The organism is Chryseobacterium ureilyticum, from assembly GCF_900156735.1.
Lineage (GTDB): Bacteria > Bacteroidota > Bacteroidia > Flavobacteriales > Weeksellaceae > Chryseobacterium > Chryseobacterium ureilyticum.
In genome coordinates, this window is sequence record NZ_FTOL01000001.1 from 315,575 (window position 1) to 338,317 (window position 22,743).

Sequence of the window (22,743 nt, forward strand, 5' to 3'; positions counted from 1 at the left end):
AGCTGTAAATATGAGTGAAATGTTTTCTGATAATAAACAAACTGCAATAGTTTCTGATTTTTCGGAGCTGGTTCATACTAATTTCCAGGGAACTGTGAATGCAATTTGCTGGGAAAGAAATTTAGAAGGTGATTTTAAAGAAATTGTATCTAAACTTGAGCTGAAAGATAATATTACAGTAGTTTCTCCTGAAAATCTTTTAGCATTACAATTGTCAGGAAAAGGAAGCAAGGCAAGGGATATTATTCTAAATGATTTAAAATTGTTGACGGATTTTGGAGCATTACCTTCGCTTAATCTGCTGAAAAACTATGAACGGGATGAGGAATTCGATTTCATTTCAACAGACGTTTATTCATATCATGTGGATCGTTCACCTATTGGAACAGATACTTTTTTATGTACCTACTATGGTGCTGCAAGTGATATTTTGCCTAATGAACATGCTGTGCAAAAGGTACTTATTCCTGAAGTTCGGGCAAAAATCAAGGAGTTACATGACGGACCAGAGGATGAATTTGAAGAATTTTTGAAAGACTGTTTCTTTGATCTACATTATCAGGCTAAACCGGATGCAAAACCTACCAATCTGGGATTAGGACATCTTTGGCGATTGGCTGTAGATCACCCGGCACAAAAGGTTTTACCTTGCGTACATAGAGCACCTGTCGAAAATGAGGGAGAATATCGTCTACTTTTGATTTGTTAAGTTATTTGAATAAAGTAATACTGTTTATTGTATTTGTTTTTTTATTTAAAATAAGTATATTTAAAAGATATTATTCCTATTTTACGGTCAATGGACTTGTAAAATTAATACTACAAACTGTATTGAATTTTGATGATTAATGAATAGATCGATTGTAACTTTAATTTTCTTTTTATGTGGTTTTTTCTTCTTAAATGCACAGGAAAAGAAAGATTCACTTTATTATAAAATAGAAGAGTTTTCGGATAAAAGAAAAGTCACTAAATTTCTCCATCGTTTCATATTTCGTAGAGAAGCAGATTCAACTTCTGTAAAATCCAGAACTGAAAAATTATCACAAGAAACTTATAATAAAAAATATATCCGAAACATAAGAATCGAAACTATTGATCCTTTCGGATATGATTCCAAAGACCAGAAAGAAAAACTGAAGTGGTATGATTGGTTTGCGGATCACCTTCATGCTACTACAAGAACTTCTACTGTTAATAATTATTTGCTTTTTAAAGAAGGAGAGGAGTATAATGCTCAGAAACTTTATGAATCTGAACGTTTGCTAAGAACAATGCCTTTTATAAACAGAGTGAATATAAGTGTTTCAGAGGATACTGCTGATCAAGATTCTATTGATGTTGTGGTAAAGGTTCTTGATTCCTGGAGCTTAAAACCTAGAGTAAGTTATTCTGGAAGTAAAATCGGATTGGGGGTTACCGAAGAAAATGTATTGGGTTTAGGACATACATTAGATTTTCTTTACAGAAATGACTCTAAAGAAAAACAGGACTATGTTTTAGGAAGCTATACTACTTATAATCTTTTTGGAACTTATATGAGTGCCCAGATTCTCGGAGAGAGGGATTTCTCAAGAAATGAAAGGATTAATTTCAATGTTAGAAGAGATTTTTTCTCTCCTCTTACCAAATGGGCAGGTGGTTTTACTTTTGAATATTTTATGCGGAATGTTTTACTTCCTATAGAAACTGATAATGCAGAATTTCCAGAAGCTCGAATCAAGGTATACAGTCAGGATCTGTGGGGAGGTTATCAGATACCTGTTGCATCTGATCCCAGTGAAAAAGTTACCAGCAATATTGCTGTCATAGGAAGATTCCAGAATTATCAATATAAAGATAGTCCTGGAATTGATCAATATAAGTATTTCAGTTCCTACAATAGCTTTCTGATGTCTGTGGGACTTATTAACAGACGATTTTCGGTTCAGAAGAATATTTTTCAGTATGATTTGCCTGAGGATATTGCTTATGGAAACTCTGTAAACCTTATTGCAGGAGGCTTATCAAGAAATAAAGAGGTAAATCCCTATGTTGGAGTTTCAGCATCTTATGGTCGCTTTACAAAGTTGGGTTATTTTACTTTAAAAGCTCAGTTTGGAAGATTTTTTAATGAAGATAATGAAAATAGAGAGTCTTTCCGTATAGATGGTACCTATTTTACAAATCTTACGGATTGGAAATTTGCGAAAGTAAGACATTTCTTTTCTCCTACATTAGCTTTAGGAAATCCGCAACATAATTATTCGTATAAAGATAGAATTAATCTTTCTTCATCAGATGAGTTTCCTGTTTATAATGCTGATTATATCGGAACGAAAAAAATGGTCTTAAGATATCAGCTTCAGATGTTTATTAATAAAACATGGAAAAATTTTCATTTTAGTCCCTATTTAACAATGGCGGTAGGCTGGTTGGGGATGCCGGATGAAAAACTTTTAAGTACCCATGCAAATACTAAAATAGGAGTGGGGGTTTTGATTAATAATCCGTTTTTGGTTTTCAACAGAATTCAGATTTCCTTCACCTATTATCCACGTGTTCCTTTTGATAATAACTCAATGTTTGATTTTAACAGTAACCGAAACAATCTTCTTCCGATGAACAACTTTGCAACGGAGATACCCCATTTTGTGAACTTTGGAAATTGATAGTTAATAAAATTCAACAAGTTAAATATAGCATCTGCAATTCCCATTTTCTTGTTGAAATGAATAAAGTAGAAGTCTTCTCCGAATAAGGTTTCCATTAATTCAAGCTATGGTTATTCTCCACGATCCTGAGTAATTGATTTCTCCAATGTTTTGTTTTACATTCTTCGTTATATTTTATTTGACGATTTGTTTTTTTTCAATGTATAATATATGATAACAGCACTTAAAATCATCAAAATAGAAGCTAAAAAAAACGGAGCCCCTGAAAATTTAAACGGAGCCTTATCATGAGTGAAATAGTAAAAAAGATGAGTCATAATAGGTGGTCCAATGATTGAAGTTGCACTTACCAGACTTGTTAATGCTCCCTGAAGCTCACCTTGTTGATTTGAAGAAATACTTTTACTAATCATCGACTGAAGTGAAGGACCACAAATGCCACCCAATGAATAAGGAATAAGAAACAGAATCATCATCCAGCCCTCACTTGCAAAAGAAAATAATAATAAACCTAGTGCATAAAAAATCAAGCCAGAATAGATGCTTTTTTGTTCACCTAATTTAGGTGCTGTCCATCTTATTAAAACACCTTGAACCAATCCAAGCAACAGCCCTAGTACCCCTAGCGACAAACCTACTGTTCTTTCTGACCAATTAAATTGATACATCGTAAAAAAATGCCAGTTACTTTGTACAGCTTGTAGCCCAATATATACTAAAATTAAAGCAGTCACTAAATTTGAAATTTTTGGATGTTTTGCTAAAAATTTCAGGGACCCAATTGGATTTGCGCGCCTCCAATCAAATGGTCGTCTTTTGTTTTTATCTAAACTCTCGGGAAGAATGAAATAACCATAGAGAAAGTTCAATAAACATAGAACCGATGCGACATAAAAAGGAATTCTGGCACCATAGTGTCCTAGCAATCCTCCCATGATTGGTCCTATGATGAATCCTAAACCAAATGCAGCACCGATTAATCCAAAATTCTTAGTTCTGGTTTCATCGGTAGATACATCGGCAATATAAGCACTTGCCGTTGAGATACTAGCCACAGTGAGCCCCGCAATGATTCGTCCGGCAAATAACCACCCAATGGAAGGAGCTACTGCAAGTAACAGGTAATCTAATGCAAATCCCAGAAGAGAAATTAATAGGATAGGACGTCTTCCGTATTTGTCACTAAGATTACCAACTATAGGTGAAAATATGAACTGAGTAAAAGCATAAGCAAAACCCAGCCACCCACCATAGGTCGCTGCTTCAGTAATATCACCATGAATAAGCTCTCCAATAAGTTTAGGTACAACAGGTAGTATAATTCCCCAACCTGTAATATCAATCAGCAAAGTGATAAATATAAAACCAACTGCTGCTTTTTTATCTGTTTTTTTCATGCCATAAAAATAGACACAGTCAAAAAAGTAGACATTGACACGTTAATGGGTTTTACGTACAATTTGTAAAGTGATTGGCGAATTACCTATGGAAGTCTGGCTATTGTCTCTTGATCTCTATATGATTTTGGAGATACCCCTGTTATTCTTTTAAAATATCTACAGAAAACGCTTGTCTCCCCAAAGTTTAATTTGTTGCTGATTTCCTTGATTGATAAATTTGTTGATTTGAGTAGTGTTTTGGCTTCCAATATCAAAATATGATCAATCCATTGCGATACAGATCTACCCGTTTTTTCTTTTAGAAAGGTGGAAAGATACTGAGGGGTTAAGTGAAGTTTCTCTGCATAAAAATTAACATTTCTTTGTTCCTTGGTGTATTTTAAAATTAATTGATAAAAGTCATCTATAATTTCGTGTGTTCGACTTTTTGACGAACCATTAGATTTGGGCATCTCAGTATATACTTCGGAAATCATATTGATCACTACCATGACAAGATGTCGAAGAATTTCAGCTTTATTTGGACTTGGCTTTTTATTGTGAAAATTTTTTATTAAAGTTATTAATTCATTTTGTAATATTATTTCATCCTCTCGAAGCCTTATTACTGGTTGCCATCGTATCTGATTATTCATTACAAATTCACGTAGTATTGGAAATGCTGACATGAAATCTAAAGAGATACCAATTGTTACTATTTCTGCGTCGTCACTCAAGTATTTTGTATCAATTAATAACTGTGGTGGTAACACTGCTATATCACCTGCATTTATTTCGTAATCTAGGAAATGGATCTGCATGTTCATGGAGCCATTAATCATGAAGCCAAGTAATAATCCATCAAATAAACGGCTATGTTCGGTATATCCATTACTTGAGTGGGGTAATTGGTGGAATATAACTATTCCGTCTGTCTTTTTTGAAGGATCAATATTATATAATTGATAAACGTTATCCAGAGTTATAAATAATGCCATGTACAAATATTGGAAAAATATTTTTTTAAATAAAACAGAAAACAAATAAAAAACCCCTTAAACATTACATTTAAAGGATTTTTCGTATTGTTGTAATTGTAATCTATATACAATCTAAAACATAGTCTACTTTCCGATACAAAAAATAATAAAATCTATAAATCAATAAGTTGTATAAAATAGGTACAAATAAGATACAAAATCTAACAAATTGTCAAAAAAAACCACAAAGTAAGATGAGATTTTCGGAAATATTTAAAGTGTAACCTTATTCACTTTCCTCGAATAACATTACTCTCCACATATCAGGAAAATATGGTGTTTTATAATGAAAATGCGCAAGGTCTCTTAAAAAACTATATCCAGCTTTATCTGTTCTATACTCATATTCAAACTCATCCTTCCTTTTCAATAACTTTTCTTTGAACTCTTGAAAATTAATATCAGCATTTAATTCAAAGTTTTCATAATCTACTTTAGATATTTTCAAATCTGATTGATAACCATCGTTTACAGATTTTGAAAATAATTGTTCATCCAAATCCAGTTCTTTTTCCTCTATCAAATGTAAAGATTTAGAGTGTTTATTAAGATGAGGTACAAACAATCCCAAATCAATTTGATTATCATTTATAAATTTTTTCATAATTGAAAATCTATCCTCAATTCCTAATATTACCAAGTATTCCATTATTACATTTAAAAGTGGGGAAGTAGAATCTGAATAATATATTGGTTTAACTCTCGATTCTGTAAATTTTATTACACTTGCAATACTATTATTAGCATCGGGTAAAATTTTATAATCCCTATGCCTTAATGTAATATAACCACATACTTCTATCAAATATTTTTTTGCTGATTCTATATCGTTAAGTGCAATAAAGAAGTTCAAAACACTTATTATCGTTTGGGAATGAATATCAATTAAGGGTCTTACTGAAACATTGTTTACTCGCAAAATTTCCGCTAAAATATTTCGAGCAATATTTTTATCAAAATTTGGATTGAATAATATTGATAGTTTAAGATAATGCGTTAAATAGAAAATATAATCAAAAGTTCTAACAGTATAACCTATTTGTTCATATCTCCCACCTGTTTCACAAAATAAGCCGTCTTTCAATTTTGCTATCGGCAAAGTCCTAAAGAAGTATTCATCCAATAAATCGTAATAAAAAAGAAATATTTGATTATAGTAGAACAATATCTTTTTATCATTCTCCAGTTTGTTTTTAAGAATCCAAAACCAAAATCTGATTACAACAAAAGAAATATATTTTTTTGCTATTTCTAAATTGTTGTATTCTTTTGATTCGGTATATATTATAAAAGATATTAATTTTAAAGATTGAAAAATAAGTTTCCATTTTCTTGGGATTACAGTTTTGTATCCTTTCCAAACCTCATCAAACAATAAAGCATTAACAAGCAATTCGAAATCATTTTGAATATCATCATTTACATTTAGATTAATAAGAACCTTGTTAAAAAGTTTTGTATTCTTTTTATTGGTCAAAAGATTAACCCCAAACAAATCTTCCGAAAAGAGTTTTGTAAGTTCTGAAATACCCCATCTTTCGAATTCTATATTTCCGCCTTCTGGAAATTCTTGCTTTATAAATCCATCAAATGTTTCGGAAATATTGGCTTTCATTTCTCCATTATGAACCAAAACAAGTTTCAAGGGTAGATTATAGAAATTCTTTCGGGAAGTAATAAATTCTCTATGTTTTGCTTCTCGTAAAGATTCAACAATTCCGTCTTTTTTATGAAAAGTAGTAGTAGTTACATCTCTATCTTCCCCGCCTTTTATCTCAAAATAAAATCGTTTTAGTATTCCGTCTTCATCTTTTCCAACTGCAACTACATCTTTTCCGTACTGAGGGAAGCCTTTATATTCTTTGGGTTTTGAAAGAATAGTGAATCCTTTTGATTCTAAAAGTATTGGAAAAAGTGAATCTAATTCATCGCTTTCAGTCAATGATTCTAAATATTCTCGAACAATGATTGGTTTAATATCCATTAATTATCATATTTGCTTTTATCTGAATTTAAGATATATTCATATAAATCGGGGTTTTTATATGTTCTACCGTCTAAATAAACGGAGTACTGATGACCGGTTAAAGCTCCCACATTGTCTTGCCCGTCTGATTTCCAAGCATTACCTCTTACAATAACATTTGTTTTTCCTAAATGTTCTAAAAAAGTCCCTTTACCATCTTTTATTTCTTCCATCATCTTTGCTTGATTTTCGTGTTCCAATCTATAGTATAAGTCCATCAAATTACTTTCATTATGATGAGGTGACAGGTCATTGATTTTACCTTTAAACTCACACATTTTATTGTAACTATCTAAAATTTGGGTGAAATATTTTTTTAATTTTTTATCCGAATTTGAATTGGTTAATTGGCTTACAATAATGTTATAAATATATTCGTGATAGGCTTCAAAAATCAATCTTCCCAAAGTCAATCTACATTCTTCTTTAACGGATTTATAATTCGAATTTCTTAATTGTAATAGAAAAGGGACTGTTTTTTCAATGCTGTGAGGGAATCGTTCAAAACCTTCTATTGTTCTTAATTGTCCTATTTCCGAATCAACATTTAAGGCATTTATAGGAAAAATGCCCATTAAAAGCAAATGTATTCCACCCAATCTTAGTATAATGCTTTCGGTTGATAGAAATTCCAAAATATATTTTTCTGTTTCTATTCTATTTGTCTTCCAAAAGTTTCTTATTCCGTATTTAAATAATGATAAGTTTGTTCTAAACTCCAATTTACTATAGGCAAATTGAAATAAATGAAAGTAATATTTCGGATCTTTGAATTTGTCAAAATAATGTTCTATTATTCTAATGTTCTTTGTTGTATTTAGGATATGATGTAAAAAATTGTACCTTTCATATTCAAATCCATCAATATCTCTTATTAAAATGTGTATAATCCAACCTCTAATATTTTCGTCATTTTTATCAAAATATTCGTAGAGTTTTTCAAACACTTTATTTTTTATTTCTTCCGAATCTGATTTTATTTTTAATAACTTTCCATAAAATTGAACTATTTCAGAACCACAAAGATTGTTCTCTAGTTCTATTTTTTCAACAAAAGTAATAGCAGTTTTCAAGTCATCATCATTCTGATAGTCTATGTCCGCAAGAAAATTTATCAAAATTTTTGGATGAATTTCAAAAACTTCAAATGCTTTTTTAAAAATCGTATGGTCTTGTTTATATAAATTGGAAAGAATAATTTTTTGCAAATATTTGAATGATAAATCGAATTCATCACCTCTCCAATATTCTACAAGTTCATTTGCGAAAATTGGTTTTTTCTCACAAATTTGATTAGCATATTGAGTTGTGTAAAACCTATGAATTTCGTCATTAATAGAATGTTTTATAGCTTTACTGATAGTTTCTTTATCAGTTTCTAGCTTTAATTGTGCATTATAATAGTGTTTCTCATAATCATAAAGATGCTTTTCTTGGTCACGCCCTTCTTCGGTTAAATTCAATAAAAATTGAGTAATTTCTTTACCATTACTATTACGTTTAGCCAAAACAAAAGCAGCGAAATTTTCTATGATTATATTATAAGAATTTGCAAATGGAGCATTATTAATCTTTTTTATTTCTTCATGAAAACTTTGACAAAATAAAAGTGAATCAGAAATTTCGCTAGGAAACTTTAAGTTTAAAATACTTTCAGCATAACTAATTAAATATTCAAAAATTAAATCCGTTTTAAGATTAACAGTTAGAAAATTTCCTTCTTTAATTAAAATGTTTTCTTTAATTAGTTGCTCCTTATTCTGAATATCTTTATTACAAAACTGTAATTTATCATATTTAAAAATTAAGTCAAAAAGCTCTTTAATATCGAATCTCATCAAAAATAATTTGATATAAATTTAAAGAAAAATATAATTTATTAGGTAGAGTTAATCTTCTATTTTAATATTATTGTATTCAATTTTTCTAAGACCTTTTTAAATTTATTTAGTTATTAATCTTAGGAATTGTTAACTTTAACAAAAACTCAATAATGTCAGGAAAAAATTTTTATTACTTTATAGATGAAAGTGGGCATATTAATAATAATCAAGATATATTCTTATTTGGGTGTATTAAGACCGACACTCCAATATTAAGCGAAGAGACGATTGAAGCTCTTAGAGAAGAATTAAAAAGTGAATTATATTTTGAAGATTATCAAGATGCCCTAAATAATCCTTTTCATGCAGTGGATGACCATCCTGATGTAAGAACTGCATTTTATAAAATAATACCATTTTTAAATTTTAGAGCTTTCTTTGAAGTCATTATAAAAAAAACAAAATATTTTAGTGACTTAAAAGCTAATAAAAATGACCATGAGATAATTAAAGAAATGATTAGGAGATTAATTAGACCTCGTGTTTTGTTAAATCCAACTGATAAACATATTATCTTTATAGAAACTTTAGAGGTTGAAAATAAATCCCTAAAAATAATTGTAGATGAAATAAAGACTGAATTTACTAATATTGATATAGAAATTACAATTTTAGACAAAGGAAATCATAATTTATCTTTAATTGATTATTTAAATTATATAATTTTTAATATTTTTGAAAAGGATAAAAAAAAGTTTGAAAAAAATCTGAGACAACAACAGAATTTTAATATTATTAAAGAAAAAATTGCTTTAATTCACATTTGGAATTCTGATGAATACTTTAGCAGAAGGTCATCCGAAATTAGTTTAGATAATTTAAGAAAAATTTTGGAGGAAGAGTGAGGGTAATTATAGAATATGATTCCGTATTCGATTGGAAATAAACATTTACTTCTTACCTCATCTTCCTCCGTTTATTAATATGAATCCACAAATTATTACTGACACTAAACAATTAAGCAACGCTCTAAGAATTAATGAGGAAAGTCTTAATGAATTATCACAAAATGAATATTTAATTGATGACACGTGTGCAAAGACATTTAACTTACATCCCGATAGTATTTTAAATTTAAAAAAATTCTGCATTCCTAAGAGAAATAAAAAGTTTGGTGAAAGGGAAGTTTATGAACCTATTGCAGAAACCTTAAAAAATTTGTTAAAAGTAACTAATTCTGGACTAAATAAAGTTTATGTAGCTCCAACCTCTGTACATGGTTTTGTAAAAGGAAAAAACATTCGAACAAACGCAACACCTCATCTCGAGAAAAAATATTTATTATCTATTGATATCGAGAATTTCTTTGAATCAATTAATAAAGAAATGGTTATTAATTGTTTTAAAGAATATGAATTTATAGAATCAATTGCCAAAGTATTAGCGAATATAACAACTGTGGATAATAAATTAATTCAAGGATTTCATACAAGTCCTACAATTGCCAATATGTATTTCAAAAAAATTGATTTAATTTTTGAAACAGTATTTCCTAATCTTACTTATTCTAGATATGCTGATGATTTATCGTTTTCTTCCAATGAAGAAATAACTGTGACACAAGTTACAGACATAATAAAGATTATAAATGATTTTGGTTTTAGTATAAATCATGATAAAACCAAAATTATGAAAAGAGGGAGAAATCAATATGTAACTGGTCTCACTATTTTTGATGGTACACTCCCACGAGTTCCCAAAAGAATAAAAAGGAAATTAAGATTACAAATATTTTATATTAATAAGTACGGGTATAGGAATCATATATTAAAAAAATTAGGACGTAAACCGCACGAATATTTCAAAAATTCAAGAGTAAAGGAAAGTGTAGATTCATATGAGGATTATTTACATAATAATATTGTAGGTTGGCTTATGTATATAAAATCTATAGAACCACAATTTGCGGCACTTCATCTAGAATTATTAAATAATAGAAGAAGAGATTAAATATCAACTTTAATTTAAAAATATAATATAAGCCCAATCTTAAGATTGGGCTTTTAAATTACAATGACAAATTACCAATTATTGCTTTTTGCCGTCTCATTTTGATTATAAATATAATCGTGTAGATTTTGATTTAAAGAATTAATATATCTTGCGATTTTTGGCATAGTATCTTTATACTGGTCACGAACTTCTCCATTACTTTTAAAATTCATCCAACCTTTTTTAAATGTAATTTCACTCCAACCTATAATATTTCCATATTTACTTGTCTCTGCACTTTCCAATTTCACAACATCAAACTTATATTTTCCATCCTTTACAGAAATTTCAATTTCATATCGTATGTCTTCACAAATCAAAACCATTGGTTTCCTGCAATATCCTTTTGATTCTAAACCCTGAAAACGGATATAATTATTTTCCACTTGTGCTTTTATCACTTCGTTCGGCTTGTTATAGGTCTTATTAATCCATTCGACTATTTTTTTATAAAGTTCTTCTCTTGCTTTTCCTTCACAGGGAATAACAATAAAGTCAGTCAATTGTTGTTCATTATTAACTATAAATTCCGTTGGGGAGGGTGTTTCTGTGGGATTTGCTTCCTGCGAAAATACATTGTTGGAAAATACTAAAAATAACAGCGTATAAAAAGCATAGTTTCTTCGTTTCATAATTTTTGTCTTTATATTGTTAAGTTTGAATTATTTTGTGAAAAGCAAATAAAGTATTTTGCACAAAACATCCCTACGGAAAACCATAATTGACAAAGGAATAATGTAAAATACTTTTATCATTTTAAAAAGTTATTCTACCAGTTCCGAAAGTAGAGGTTATCACAATGCAAAAGGTACGGAACTAAAGCCAGTCTGCTACTGAGGTACTGCGAAGAACCCAAAAGACAAGAAAGACTTAGCCCGTACCAGTAATTAGGCACGGGCGTAAGTCTATCGAGTTTTGTCTTTTTGAAGATTCGCAGTTTTCAGTAGCCAAAACGATAGCTTACGCTTGTGTAATCGTTAAAATTAATGTTCCAAATTTAGCATTTTTTTTAATATTTTTTGATCCTATCAGAAAATATTAAAAAAATATATTCCCTTTTGTAATGTTAATTTTTTTGCATGTGTTTTTAATATTGATGATGAATTTTTATCCAATGATCTGATCTATAATCGAAATGATATTAAGACCGTATTCGATTTTCAAACATGGGCGAAACAGCGTTTTAAACCATGTTCGATTTCATGTTATGGGCTAGAATGCATTGTGAACCGTATTCGATTTTCAAACATGGGCGAAACAGCGTTTTAAACCATGTTCGATTTCATGTTATGGACTAGAATGCATTGTGAACTGTATTCGATTTTCAAACATGGGCGAAACAGCGTTTTAAACCATGTTCGATTTCATGTTATGGGCTAGAATGCATTGTGAACCGTATTCGATTTTCAAACATGGGCGAAACAGCGTTTTAAACCATGTTCGATTTCATGTTATGGACTAGAATGCATTGTGAACCGTATTCGATTTTCAAACATGGGCGAAACAGCGTTTTAAACCATGTTCGATTTCATGTTATGGGCTAGAATGCATTGTGAACCGTATTCGATTTTCAAACATGGGCGAAACAGCGTTTTAAACCATGTTCGATTTCGTGTTATGGACTAGAATGCATTTAAACTGAATATTACTAGACTAGAAAAGCATTGTAAAATAGTAACTTTCATTTCAGTTGTATTACTTAGTAACTTTTTTCGGTTTACGTTGTAAAACAAAACACCAATAAAACCTTTATTCATAATGTTTACACACACATTTTTTGTCGCCCGAAATGATTTCAAAAAAATATTTGACTTTTTACACCTTATTATTTTTATAATTGGTGAATCTAAAAATACATTTAACGAAAATATTAAAGATTTATTTATAGTTATTAAAGCTAGTAATTTTTTAAAAGGCATCAAAATTAAAAAAACATTTAAACTACCTATTGATAATACTTACAAGTAATGTTTAAATCAAAAAAGCGCTTTTACACTAACTATTATTTTTTTAAGCTAATTATTAGAATAGATTTGTAATTTTTAAAGGAGTTTCTTTGACGTAATTATATTTAATTCTAAAGGTGGAGTGTGATTTTATTATTTACTATACCTTTTCTACTTGTTTTCATTAGTGAGCTTTAAGGTTGTATTTTCAGGGGCTTTTCTATTAAGGTGGGTAGAAATATCTAATTTATTTACTAAATATTAAAATGTGCAGATTATCCGTTTATCTCTTTTATGATGGATTTCTCAGAATAAAGATTTCCTTTATTAGTAAGGTGTCCTTGTGAGAAGTATGCACATTTTTGCAAATCAATTAGTTTATCAATTATTTGTCCTTTTATTTTCGTGTGTAGATTACCTTTTCCGCTCAAAAGTTTGTAGTATTTAACTTTGTTTTCTCCAAATGTATTGCGGTGTTTTTCCGTTATTAATTCACGCCAAAAATCTTTTTCATTCGTTTTTTGAATAAATTCCACTTCAGTTTTTTTTAAGCCGCTAAAATCAGAACTCTTATTGATTAATAATATATGTTCCCATTCAGCTATAATTTCTTGCGCTAGTCTTTGGTAAGTTTCTGGTTTAAATAAATCTATTGCGGTATCTATTCCATATTTTTTAATATTCGCGCTTTTTTTACTTTTGATCTCGAAACGAAAAGTATTAGCATCAATTTCGGGTGCGTTTAAAACTTCATGACAATGTAAACCTTTAGCGTATGCTTTTATTTGTTTGTATTTCGTTGTATTGGTAATTTTAAAATAGGGGATTTCAGAATTGGGAACTACAAAAGATGTTTTCTTACTGTATAAAATCCAATTGATGAGACTTTTAATATCCATTTCGGGAACAATATTTAAACCAAATTCGATATTTACTATTTTTAATAGGCTGTACTCATGGGGTTTTATCCTTAAATATGTTAGAATATCGAGTATGGTTTTAATACAGTTTTCAGGCGTGAAATCGTTTCCATTGTGTTGGTAATTATTAAAATGATAATGAGGGCTTATCGAAATTTCCACATGATGAAAACCTATTAGTTTGCCATTTTCAAACACCTTTCTAAAATCTAACCTCATCAATCTACCATATTTACACAGTCCTATATAATTATTATTTCGATGTTGGTAACGTTCAAAACTCTGCATATCTAATAGTTGGCTTATTATCGTTTGGCTTTCGGAGGAAAATTTGAGGTAATCTATCATTCTAATCATCTTTTTGGGGTCAATGGATTACTTACTGTCTTCCATTTTTTTTAGAATTTGATAAATAAAGTTCTGCTTCTGCATCAATTTCTGCAGAAGATTTTCTTTTACCAGCTTTTAGATATTGTATAAGTTCGGTTCGGGAAAAGTACAGGCGTTTGCTTCTCTTCATTACAGGAAGCTCACCTTTTGAAACTTTACTATACATAGTGGGTACAGTAAGATTCAAAAGTTCTCCTGCTTCTTGAATATTTAAAAGTTTTTCGGGTTGCTGGATAGGTTGCTGCTCACTTTTATTGATTAAAAGTTGTTTTAGTTCGCTAACTTCTTTGGTTAGCCTTGTTACCGCTTCGGGTAACTGTTCAAATGTTAACTTTTCCATTGCTACATATTTTTTGTAAAGCTGTCGCAAAGGAATAAAGCAAAGAATACCCCTATCAATATCCTTTTAGTATATGGGGCATATTGGGGGTATCGTATTTTATGTTTTTTTGGCTTTATGTTTCTCTGTTTCTTTGAGAATAACTTTTAAAAGGTAAAATATCACAAACGCAAATTCTTTCTGATGGTTTTGGTTGACCTTTATCCTTTGTGAGAATATCCCAAACAGAATTCGGATTGAATTTTTCAAGAGTTTTCGATACTCCTTTCGTTTTTGTGTACATAAAGTTCGAACAAATCCAGCTTTTTATTTCTGTTGATGAACTTAAAATAAAACCATTATACTTAGCTCTTTTGAAAACTTCAACAAACTTATTCTGATTACTTGGAAATAATAATAACCTTTTAATTGATTGTCCTTTCAAAACTTTTAGTAATTCATTTTCGGAATTTTCGAAATAGTCTTTCAATAAGGAATGTAGAACTTCTATTATTTCGTTATTTGAAAATCGTATTGATTTTTCTAGTATTTCTGGTAATTGCTTTTCAATTTTCGGAGCTGATGGAGCATTAAAAGAAAATAAATGCTTTAAATGCATTAGCTTTTTTAAAAAGTAATCGTTCGAACTCTTTATATTAATTAAAACTGGATCTGCTAAATCAACCTCAACACTTAAAATTAAGCTATCAATTATGTACAAAATTTTTTCTTTCTTTCCTCCATCATCTATAATTTCTTTAAATGATTTAGTTAATTCCTCAATCAGTAAATCAAAATAAGTTGTCGCTGTATAATTAGAAGGTATATCTGCAATTGACATACTAACTCCTGCTAAACGTTTTTTATCGATTTCTAAAAGCCTTAAGAAAATTGTATTTTCATTTATAAAGTTTTCATCTTTTTCATCTGAATTATTATGGGAAATCATTGTATTATTTTTTTTAATAAATAAAAGTAATCACGTTTGTTTGTTGAGTTCTCATCATTAGAATAAACTTAATTGATTTGATTTTGGCGAATAATCAGGGTTTGTTGAAAGATACCAAGCTTCAAAGCCTGTTACTTTGCATTTCCTTTTTTCAATTTCCCAGAGCCTTCCAGCTTTTTCCAAATCTCTCTTATATCTACAAATATTTTTTTGAGGAACTCCTGTTGCTTCTGCAATCATTGAAGCCGTTGCAATATGATGTTGCAAATATTGAAATATGGTTTTCAATTGGCTTTCAATAGTTAAAAGCTTTTCAGGTTGTTGCTCATTTTTGTTTGTATTTAAAATGTTTGCAGTAGCTTTTTTCTCAATACTATTAATAAGTATTTTTAGTTCAATAGGACTTAATGTAACATTGTGCATAATCTTTAATTTTTAAATTATGCAGTAAAATTGAGTAGGGATTTTGGTGAGGATTCTTAGGGATTTTTCCCTGTTATTCCTCTATTAAATTTTGCTTTTTCAAATACTGTTGTGTTTTTATCCAATTATTAGATAATTTTTCAACTGCATTAAGCCAATCTTTTGATATAGCTTGTAAATCTTTTATTTTGTTTAAATCAAACTTCAAAACACTTATTACTGCTCTATAAAATGTATCAGGACGAGAAAAACCTCTAAGTGAACCTATTCGTTTTAATTCCATAGCATTATAACCTCCATCTATTACATTTACCGGTATCACTTCGCCTTTAGCATACAAATCAAAAATGTATGCTAAAGCATTTTCTTTCGCAATATATTTTCGATCAGTTTTTATTACATATAAATTATTTTCTGTTATTGTATTTTGTTTCGGCTGTTCTAATTTTAAGTTAGTGAGATTTTCATTTGCAATATCTCGTTTTCTTAATCCTTCTAAAGTTTTTAAATATACATCAATGTCAATTAAAGATTTTTTATGGAATTTTCTCATTTCTTTGAATTTATTTTCAATAGACAAATTAACTATACCTTCAATTTCACAACCTTTATCTATTTCAGAATCTAAGGCAACTGAAAAAATGCTTTTGATTTGATTAAACTGTCGCTCTAATAAATCATAATATGAAATTTCTTTGGATGCATTTGTTGCTAAAAGCATTTTTGAAACTAAATCAGATACTCGTTTTTTACCATTTGCTAAATTTTCTTCATAATTACGGTAAATAGATTGGTTATGTATTTCACATTTTCTTTTTTGTGTCGCCCAATCATCATTAACATCAAAATTCTCAGGTATTGAAAAATAACCTATCGTTTCCTTAATTTGCTGAAATGGCAAAGATTTTACGTCTGAAAACAAAGTCTTTTCCTCTTTGTTTAAATCATTTGAACGCCTAAATATATCACTTTTGTTTTTTGCACTATTGTAAAGGTTTTCATATTCAAAATATAATTTGCTAATTGCAATTACAGGGTTTAATCCTCCATTATATTTGGTTTTATAATTTTCATTAGTAAATGATAACATTAGCTTATGCTTAAAATCTTTTACTGCACTTTCAGATAATTCTTTTATCTCATCAATTTCACTTTGAAAAGTGCTGTTTTCTAATTTTAATTTTCGTTGTTCTAATAATCTTTTTGCTTCGCTATGCCTTTCATCTATTTCCACATCATTAAATTTTGTTTTGAAGTAATTCAAAAATTCAGGGAAAGTTTCAAAGTGTAAGTTATTTGAATTGCTTGTTAATTTTGTTACTGCTTTTGCTATTCCTTGCTCATCTAAACTTTCAACAGTTACAATATTTGTTTGAAGTTTACTAAATTCATTAAAATCTCCATCTTTAAAAAACTCATAAAATTCATTTAAAGTTCTGTCTAATTCAAAGAAAAAGAATTGCAAATAAAAATCAAAATTCGTTTCATTTCTAAAGTTTAGATATTTTTGTTTCGCTTCAAATATTGAGTGTAAATCATCTTCATTAAAATTTCTTTGAAGTTCAAATAAATCAGATTGTGCTGTCAAATTTATTATCGGTGTACTAATATCTGCAATATTCAATTCCTTTATTTTTTCTTTTAAAGGAAGTATTATTTCTGCATCAACAATATCAAACTGCTCTGCTATTTGTATTTGTAGCTTATCATACTCAATTTTAGACTTATAATTTTCCCTTGGTCTTATAGAACTTCGTTTTTCAAGCAATTCGTTTGTTTTATTAATCAAATTTTGTTTGCTCAATAAATAGTCAATTTTCGAATGCAGGAAGTCAATAAATTTGAATAAATTTTTAACGTTTTCTGTAAGCATTGTATCTTAATGATTTTAAATTTTACAAATCTAATTTTATTTTATCTGCGGCATTTCGCTTCTTCTCATCAACTATTTTAGCATAAATCTGCGTTGTTTTCAAATTTTTATGTCCTAACATTTTGGAAACTGTGTAAATATCTGTTCCGTTATAAAGCTGCAAAGTTGCAAACGTATGGCGAAAATTATGAAAGGATATTTTTTTTGTTATTCCAGCTTCTAAAATCCATTTTGCTAATTGTTTGTTGTGATAAGCTGAATAAGTTAGATTCTCAAAAACGTTTTTGTTTTGCTCCATCTCTTTGGGGTTTTCACTACCTTTCGTTAGATTGTACGCTTGTTCTGAAATTGGATAGACTTCAACACCTTTAGTTTTTTTATGATCAAAATTAATAAAGTAGCCTTGTCCATTTATATACTCCATCTCCCTCCAAACCATTTTTTTCACATCTGAAAATCGTAATCCTGTCAATGCAGAAAATAATACTGCCCGTTTATACAAATCATTTTTAAAAGGCGTTTTTACCAATTCGTTAAGTTCTTCAATAGTAAGATACTCTCTTCGGGTCTCTTCGGGTTTTATGGGGCTAATTTTAGCATTGAGGTCGGTTTGTAAAATCCCATCTTTAAAAGCCTGTTTTAGTGTTGCCTTGATTTTGTTAAAATATGAAACTGCTGAATTCCGAGAAAGAATTGCTTTATCACTTTTTTTGCTTTTGGTGGTTAGTAGAAAATCTTTGAAATCTTCTAAAACAGATTCGTTAAGGTCGACAAATTTTAAATTCCCATCAGTAAACGTTTCGAGATAATAAAGCGCAGAAATCCAGTTATCATAATTACTTGCTTTACGTTTATTTGCCAACTTTTGGAAATATTCAACAAAATTTATTTCTCCTTGTTCTTTAATTTTCAGTTGTTGCTTTTCATACTCGCTGTATATCTCAGGTTTATTCAAAAGGTTTTCTCGTTTTTGTCTTATGCTTTCAGCAATCTTTATCGTTTCAGAATTATGCTGCTTATCTATTACTGCTCTAGCTTTATCAATAACATAAAGCCCTAAAAATTCTCTACGAGTCGGCTTCCCAGTTTTTGGATGTGGTATTGCTGGATAAAAATCTAAATAAAGACTTTTACGCCCCTTAGAAATAAGCTTATCTCTTAGTGTAACTTTGGTTATCATTTTTTACCTTTTGATTTACTTAAAAATATCATTAATAATTACCTTAGGAACATATACAAACTTTCCTTCTTTCATTTTTTGAATATTATTTCTTTTTATAATATTCTGCAATGCAGATTGAGAAACTTTAAATTTATCCTGTACTTCCGAAATTGTATAACATTCTGAAACTTCCAGCGGTTTTATAATTTCCTGCTTTTGTTTTGGTGTATTAAATAATTTATCAATTTCCGAACGTTTTATAATTGTCTTTTTTATTAAAATATTAGTTGCTTTTAACTTTCCTGTATTGATGAGTTTATAAATATTCTGTTTTGAGCAACCAATTAATTTTGCAACTTGCATAACGGTTAAAAATTCTCTCGTTCTTAAGTCCTCATTTCGCCTTTCTTTAATATGTTGTGTTTCAGTAATAGAAACATTTATTTTCTCCGCACGTTTACGTGCTTTGTAGGCACGTTTAGCACAATCATCCGAACAACATTTTGTTACAGTAGTTCTTGCAGTAAATTCTTTACTACAATACTCGCAAATACGTTGTATTTTTATTCTGCTACTCATTTCACTTTGTTTTGCATCAAATTGTATTAAAGTTTTTAATATTGTGTAAAAGTGACAACCAAAAAACCTAAAAAAATCGAAATCCATTTAAAATTTCGTTTGAGGTACAGCAAAGGTACAAATTTGTACCAATTATAACAAAACAACGCAAAAGAAACATATATTTGTAAAAAAGAAAAAAGCCTTATAAATAAGGCTTTTAAATGTATTAATACAGGTTTTTTGATTGTATATTTTGTAATAGTTACTTTCCGATACAAAACTTAGAGAAAATATTTCCTAATACCTCATCATTTGTCACTTCTCCGGAAATTTCACCGAGATGCTCTAATGCATTTCTTAATTCATATGCCAGTAATTCAGTAGAAATCTGGAAAGAAATAGCTTCTTTTACTTTATTTACAGCATCCAATGATTTTTGAAGTGCTTCAAAATGACGTTGATTAGTAATCACAACATTATTCTCCTCAGATTTTAAATGCTCAACATAAGATGATAATTCATTTTTTAAATCCTGAATGTTTTGATTTTCAACAGCTGATATTTTAATGAAGTCAAACTCATGAGAAATAGCAGTTCTGAAGATATCTTCTACAGCCTCATATTTTGTAGGAGTAACCTCATCAATCTTTGTAGCACAGATAATTAATTTCAGATCTTCTCTCAATAAAGATTGGATCATCTCAATATCTTCAGCAAAATCTTCCGTAGCAGCATCCGCCAGATATACTAGGATATTGGCATTTTCTACCTTTTCCTTAGCTTTTTTCACCCCAATGGCTTCAATTTCATCTACAGTTTCACGTAAACCTGCAGTATCGATTAGACGAAAAGCATGACCTTTAATATGAAGAATTTCTTCAATAGTATCTCTTGTAGTTCCGGCGATATTACTTACAATAGCTCTTTCCTCCTTTAGTAAAGCGTTCAGTAGGGTAGATTTTCCGGCATTGGGTTTTCCGATGATAGCTACTGCTGTTCCGTTCTTAATGGCATTTCCATATTGGAAGCTTTCAATAAGAGAGATCAGTTTATGATCAATTTTATCCAGTAATCCGCTTAAAGCAGTTCTGTCTGCAAACTCTACATCTTCTTCAGCGAAATCTAGTTCCAGCTCTATCAGTGAAACAAAATTCAATAAGTCAGTTCTTAATAAAGATATTTCGTTGGTAATTCCACCCTTCAATTGATTGATTGCTACCTTTCTAGAGGCTTCGTTTTCAGACGCAATTACATCAGCAATGGCTTCCGCCTGGGAAAGGTCAATTCTCCCATTAATAAAAGCACGAAGGGTAAATTCTCCAGCTTTAGCCATTCTTGCGCCATTTTTAATAAGAGTCTCAAGAATACGTTTTCCAATATGTGGTGAACCGTGAAAAGCAATCTCTACAGAATTTTCTGTAGTGAAACTCTTCGGAGCCAGGAAAATCGAAAGCATAACCTCATCAATAGCTTCCTCACCATCCATAAAATATCCGTAATGAATAGTATGAGACTTCTGTTTTTCCAGTTTTTTTGTTGGAAAACTCTTCTGAACTATTGGTAAAGCATCATCTCCTGATACTCTGATAATGCCTAAGGCACCTATTCCATTGGCTGTAGCCAGTGCACAAATGGTATCGTTATTCATGGTGCAAATTTACGGTTTTTAAAGTAAATTTTATTCAGATAAAACAATTCAGAGAATCTTTCACTTTTGAATTTGATGATTGAGATTATGAATATATAGGTTAAAACTATCAACTTTCATAGTTAAATTTTAGATCAATACGTGTGTGATATGCGAATAAAGTGTCTGAAGTTTTGTTTTTTAATGAAATTCATAAAGACGAGCCTTGTTTTTTCGCTATCAGTAAACATATATAAATGACAACTATATTGAAATTTTAAATAATATAAAAAGATATCTTAAATATATCTTAATTTTAAGTAGATAAAATGTTGCTCTTTAGTTGTTTGTATTTCTTTTGTATTTGATGTTATAAAAAAGTATTCTTCAATAACCGAAAAATTAGGCACAGTATTATATTGTTATTTTACTGTTGGTTACAAGTTTGGTATGTTAATTGTTGATTAGGCGATCGTGGATATGGAAATATCATATTTTTATCAATAAAATGAAAATAATTCGTTAAAATACTATAAAAAGACATGGGGGATTTAAATTTTTTCAATATTAATAAGAAAATGATTTTTCTGTTAATGGTTGCCTTTTACAGCGTCATAAACGCACAGTGTATACCGTATACAGGGCAGGTTATGACAAGTGGAAATACATATTGTATCAATGGAGGTTATACAACACTCAGTGGTGCAAATATTCCTAATGGAGCGACCCTTATTGTACAGTCCGGGCAGTTTCAGGTTTCAGGTGTTCAGGTAATGGGTACTCTTGAAATTGCTGATGGAGCAAGTGTGAAATCTAATGGGTCCATTATAATCGGGGTGTATGGAAGTAATATGGACTCAAGAGTTAAGTTGGGCACAAAATCATTTCTTTCTCTAACGGGAGCTGTAGTTCAGGGAGATCCAAGTCAAGCCGAATTTTATCCGGGGCGTACTTCTATGATTGAGATGGGAACTAATAGTGTGGTAGAGATATGTGGAACCTTTACGCAGCAATCTACTACATATCCATCGGTTAAGTACGTAGGTATACCTACAGGTAAGGCTTACTGTATTGCCAAGGCAGATGTAAGTGGGGGTGGTGGAGCCTCTGTAATAAGTAACGACAGTCAGATTGTGGCAATCGCTATGGGGTCTGTTGTGGGATTAGGTATGGGAAATGCAAGTTTCTGTGGTCCGAATGCTACGTCAGCTACATGTCCATCTCTTTGGCCAAGTGGATTGTCAGATGATAAAGACGTTTGTGGAAATGCACCAGTGATTATTAATGAAATAGATTCATTCTGTACGAAGGCTGGAACAACAGGAACTCCTGATAGTTTTACCAAATTCGGAATTACAGTACAGGAGAAAAACAATGCGTGGCCAGAAAATGTTCCTAATGGTTTCCTTGCTATGGAGGCAAAAAATAAAGGTTTTGTGATTACAAGAGTTCAGCACGTAAGCCAGACCCCACAACCTGGAGATGCTATTACAGACCCAAAAGAAGGAATGTTATTATATGATATCCAGGATAAATGTGTAAAGCTTTATAATGGTACTGTGTGGAAATGTGTAGAAAGAAGTTGTAACGATTAATCTA

Annotated in this window: 18 protein-coding genes; 5 read left to right on the top strand and 13 right to left on the bottom strand. The window is 30.1% G+C overall.

Annotated features, from left to right (window positions below):
• The first annotated feature begins 10 nt into the window (after nt 1-10).
• Together BW983_RS01305 and BW983_RS01310 are read left to right on the top strand one after the other, a co-directional pair.
• On the top strand, nt 11-709 hold the full coding sequence (locus tag BW983_RS01305; protein ID WP_076549309.1) for a DUF1826 domain-containing protein: 699 nt from the start codon (nt 11-13) through the stop codon (nt 707-709).
• A 139-nt stretch (nt 710-848) separates the two neighbouring features.
• Nucleotides 849-2,651 (top strand): POTRA domain-containing protein, encoded by a 1,803-nt coding sequence (locus BW983_RS01310; RefSeq protein WP_076549310.1) that lies wholly within the window; start codon nt 849-851, stop codon nt 2,649-2,651.
• 170 nt (nt 2,652-2,821) lie between these two features.
• Here BW983_RS01310 and BW983_RS01315 read toward each other — a convergent pair whose 3' ends face one another.
• The 4 genes from BW983_RS01315 to BW983_RS01330 all read right to left on the bottom strand — a co-directional run bounded on the left by BW983_RS01315 (nt 2,822) and on the right by BW983_RS01330 (nt 8,937).
• Nucleotides 2,822-4,051 carry a TCR/Tet family MFS transporter gene (locus BW983_RS01315; protein ID WP_076549312.1) on the bottom strand — a complete coding sequence of 410 codons (1,230 nt, stop codon included), beginning with the start codon at nt 4,049-4,051 and terminating at the stop codon, nt 2,822-2,824.
• Nucleotides 4,052-4,137: 86 nt separating this feature from the next.
• Complete coding sequence (locus BW983_RS01320) at nt 4,138-5,031, bottom strand: helix-turn-helix domain-containing protein (protein WP_076549313.1); 894 nt, start codon at nt 5,029-5,031, stop codon at nt 4,138-4,140.
• 268 nt (nt 5,032-5,299) lie between these two features.
• On the bottom strand, nt 5,300-7,057 hold the full coding sequence (locus tag BW983_RS01325; protein WP_076549315.1) for a hypothetical protein: 1,758 nt from the start codon (nt 7,055-7,057) through the stop codon (nt 5,300-5,302).
• Nucleotides 7,057-8,937 (bottom strand): hypothetical protein, encoded by a 1,881-nt coding sequence (locus BW983_RS01330; protein WP_076549317.1) that lies wholly within the window; start codon nt 8,935-8,937, stop codon nt 7,057-7,059. The genes BW983_RS01325 and BW983_RS01330 overlap by 1 nt, the downstream gene beginning before the upstream one ends.
• 155 nt (nt 8,938-9,092) lie before the next feature.
• Between BW983_RS01330 and BW983_RS01335 the strand changes: the two genes are divergently transcribed.
• Nucleotides 9,093-9,827, top strand: a complete 735-nt coding sequence (locus BW983_RS01335) for a DUF3800 domain-containing protein (protein WP_076549318.1) — start codon at nt 9,093-9,095, stop codon at nt 9,825-9,827.
• 79 nt (nt 9,828-9,906) lie between these two features.
• A complete protein-coding gene (locus BW983_RS01340) occupies nt 9,907-10,932 on the top strand; it encodes a reverse transcriptase family protein (protein WP_084184261.1) in 1,026 nt (341 codons plus the stop codon).
• A gap of 71 nt (nt 10,933-11,003) precedes the next feature.
• Here BW983_RS01340 and BW983_RS01345 read toward each other — a convergent pair whose 3' ends face one another.
• From BW983_RS01345 to mnmE, 9 genes are all read right to left on the bottom strand, one after another.
• The gene (locus tag BW983_RS01345) at nt 11,004-11,606 is read right to left on the bottom strand and encodes a DUF4468 domain-containing protein (RefSeq protein ID WP_076549321.1); all 603 of its coding nucleotides are present in this window, start codon (nt 11,604-11,606) and stop codon (nt 11,004-11,006) included.
• Between the two features lie 1,589 nt (nt 11,607-13,195).
• Nucleotides 13,196-14,188, bottom strand: a complete 993-nt coding sequence (locus BW983_RS01355; protein ID WP_076549325.1) for a hypothetical protein — start codon at nt 14,186-14,188, stop codon at nt 13,196-13,198.
• A 31-nt stretch (nt 14,189-14,219) separates the two neighbouring features.
• Complete coding sequence (locus tag BW983_RS01360; RefSeq protein ID WP_076549326.1) at nt 14,220-14,570, bottom strand: helix-turn-helix domain-containing protein; 351 nt, start codon at nt 14,568-14,570, stop codon at nt 14,220-14,222.
• 115 nt (nt 14,571-14,685) lie between these two features.
• Entirely contained in the window at nt 14,686-15,498 is an 813-nt protein-coding gene (locus BW983_RS01365) for a hypothetical protein (RefSeq protein WP_076549328.1), read from the bottom strand.
• A gap of 57 nt (nt 15,499-15,555) precedes the next feature.
• Complete coding sequence (locus BW983_RS01370; protein WP_228408928.1) at nt 15,556-15,921, bottom strand: hypothetical protein; 366 nt, start codon at nt 15,919-15,921, stop codon at nt 15,556-15,558.
• A 73-nt stretch (nt 15,922-15,994) separates the two neighbouring features.
• Nucleotides 15,995-17,794 (bottom strand): hypothetical protein, encoded by a 1,800-nt coding sequence (locus BW983_RS01375; protein WP_076549329.1) that lies wholly within the window; start codon nt 17,792-17,794, stop codon nt 15,995-15,997.
• A 22-nt stretch (nt 17,795-17,816) separates the two neighbouring features.
• Nucleotides 17,817-18,974, bottom strand: a complete 1,158-nt coding sequence (locus tag BW983_RS01380) for a tyrosine-type recombinase/integrase (protein ID WP_076549331.1) — start codon at nt 18,972-18,974, stop codon at nt 17,817-17,819.
• 15 nt (nt 18,975-18,989) lie between these two features.
• The gene (locus BW983_RS01385; RefSeq protein WP_076550769.1) at nt 18,990-19,535 is read right to left on the bottom strand and encodes a helix-turn-helix domain-containing protein; all 546 of its coding nucleotides are present in this window, start codon (nt 19,533-19,535) and stop codon (nt 18,990-18,992) included.
• A 244-nt stretch (nt 19,536-19,779) separates the two neighbouring features.
• Entirely contained in the window at nt 19,780-21,165 is a 1,386-nt protein-coding gene (gene mnmE / locus BW983_RS01390) for a tRNA uridine-5-carboxymethylaminomethyl(34) synthesis GTPase MnmE (RefSeq protein WP_076549332.1), read from the bottom strand.
• Between the two features lie 629 nt (nt 21,166-21,794).
• Between mnmE and BW983_RS01395 the strand changes: the two genes are divergently transcribed.
• Nucleotides 21,795-22,739 carry a hypothetical protein gene (locus tag BW983_RS01395; RefSeq protein ID WP_167369944.1) on the top strand — a complete coding sequence of 315 codons (945 nt, stop codon included), beginning with the start codon at nt 21,795-21,797 and terminating at the stop codon, nt 22,737-22,739.
• The last annotated feature ends 4 nt before the right edge of the window (nt 22,740-22,743 follow it).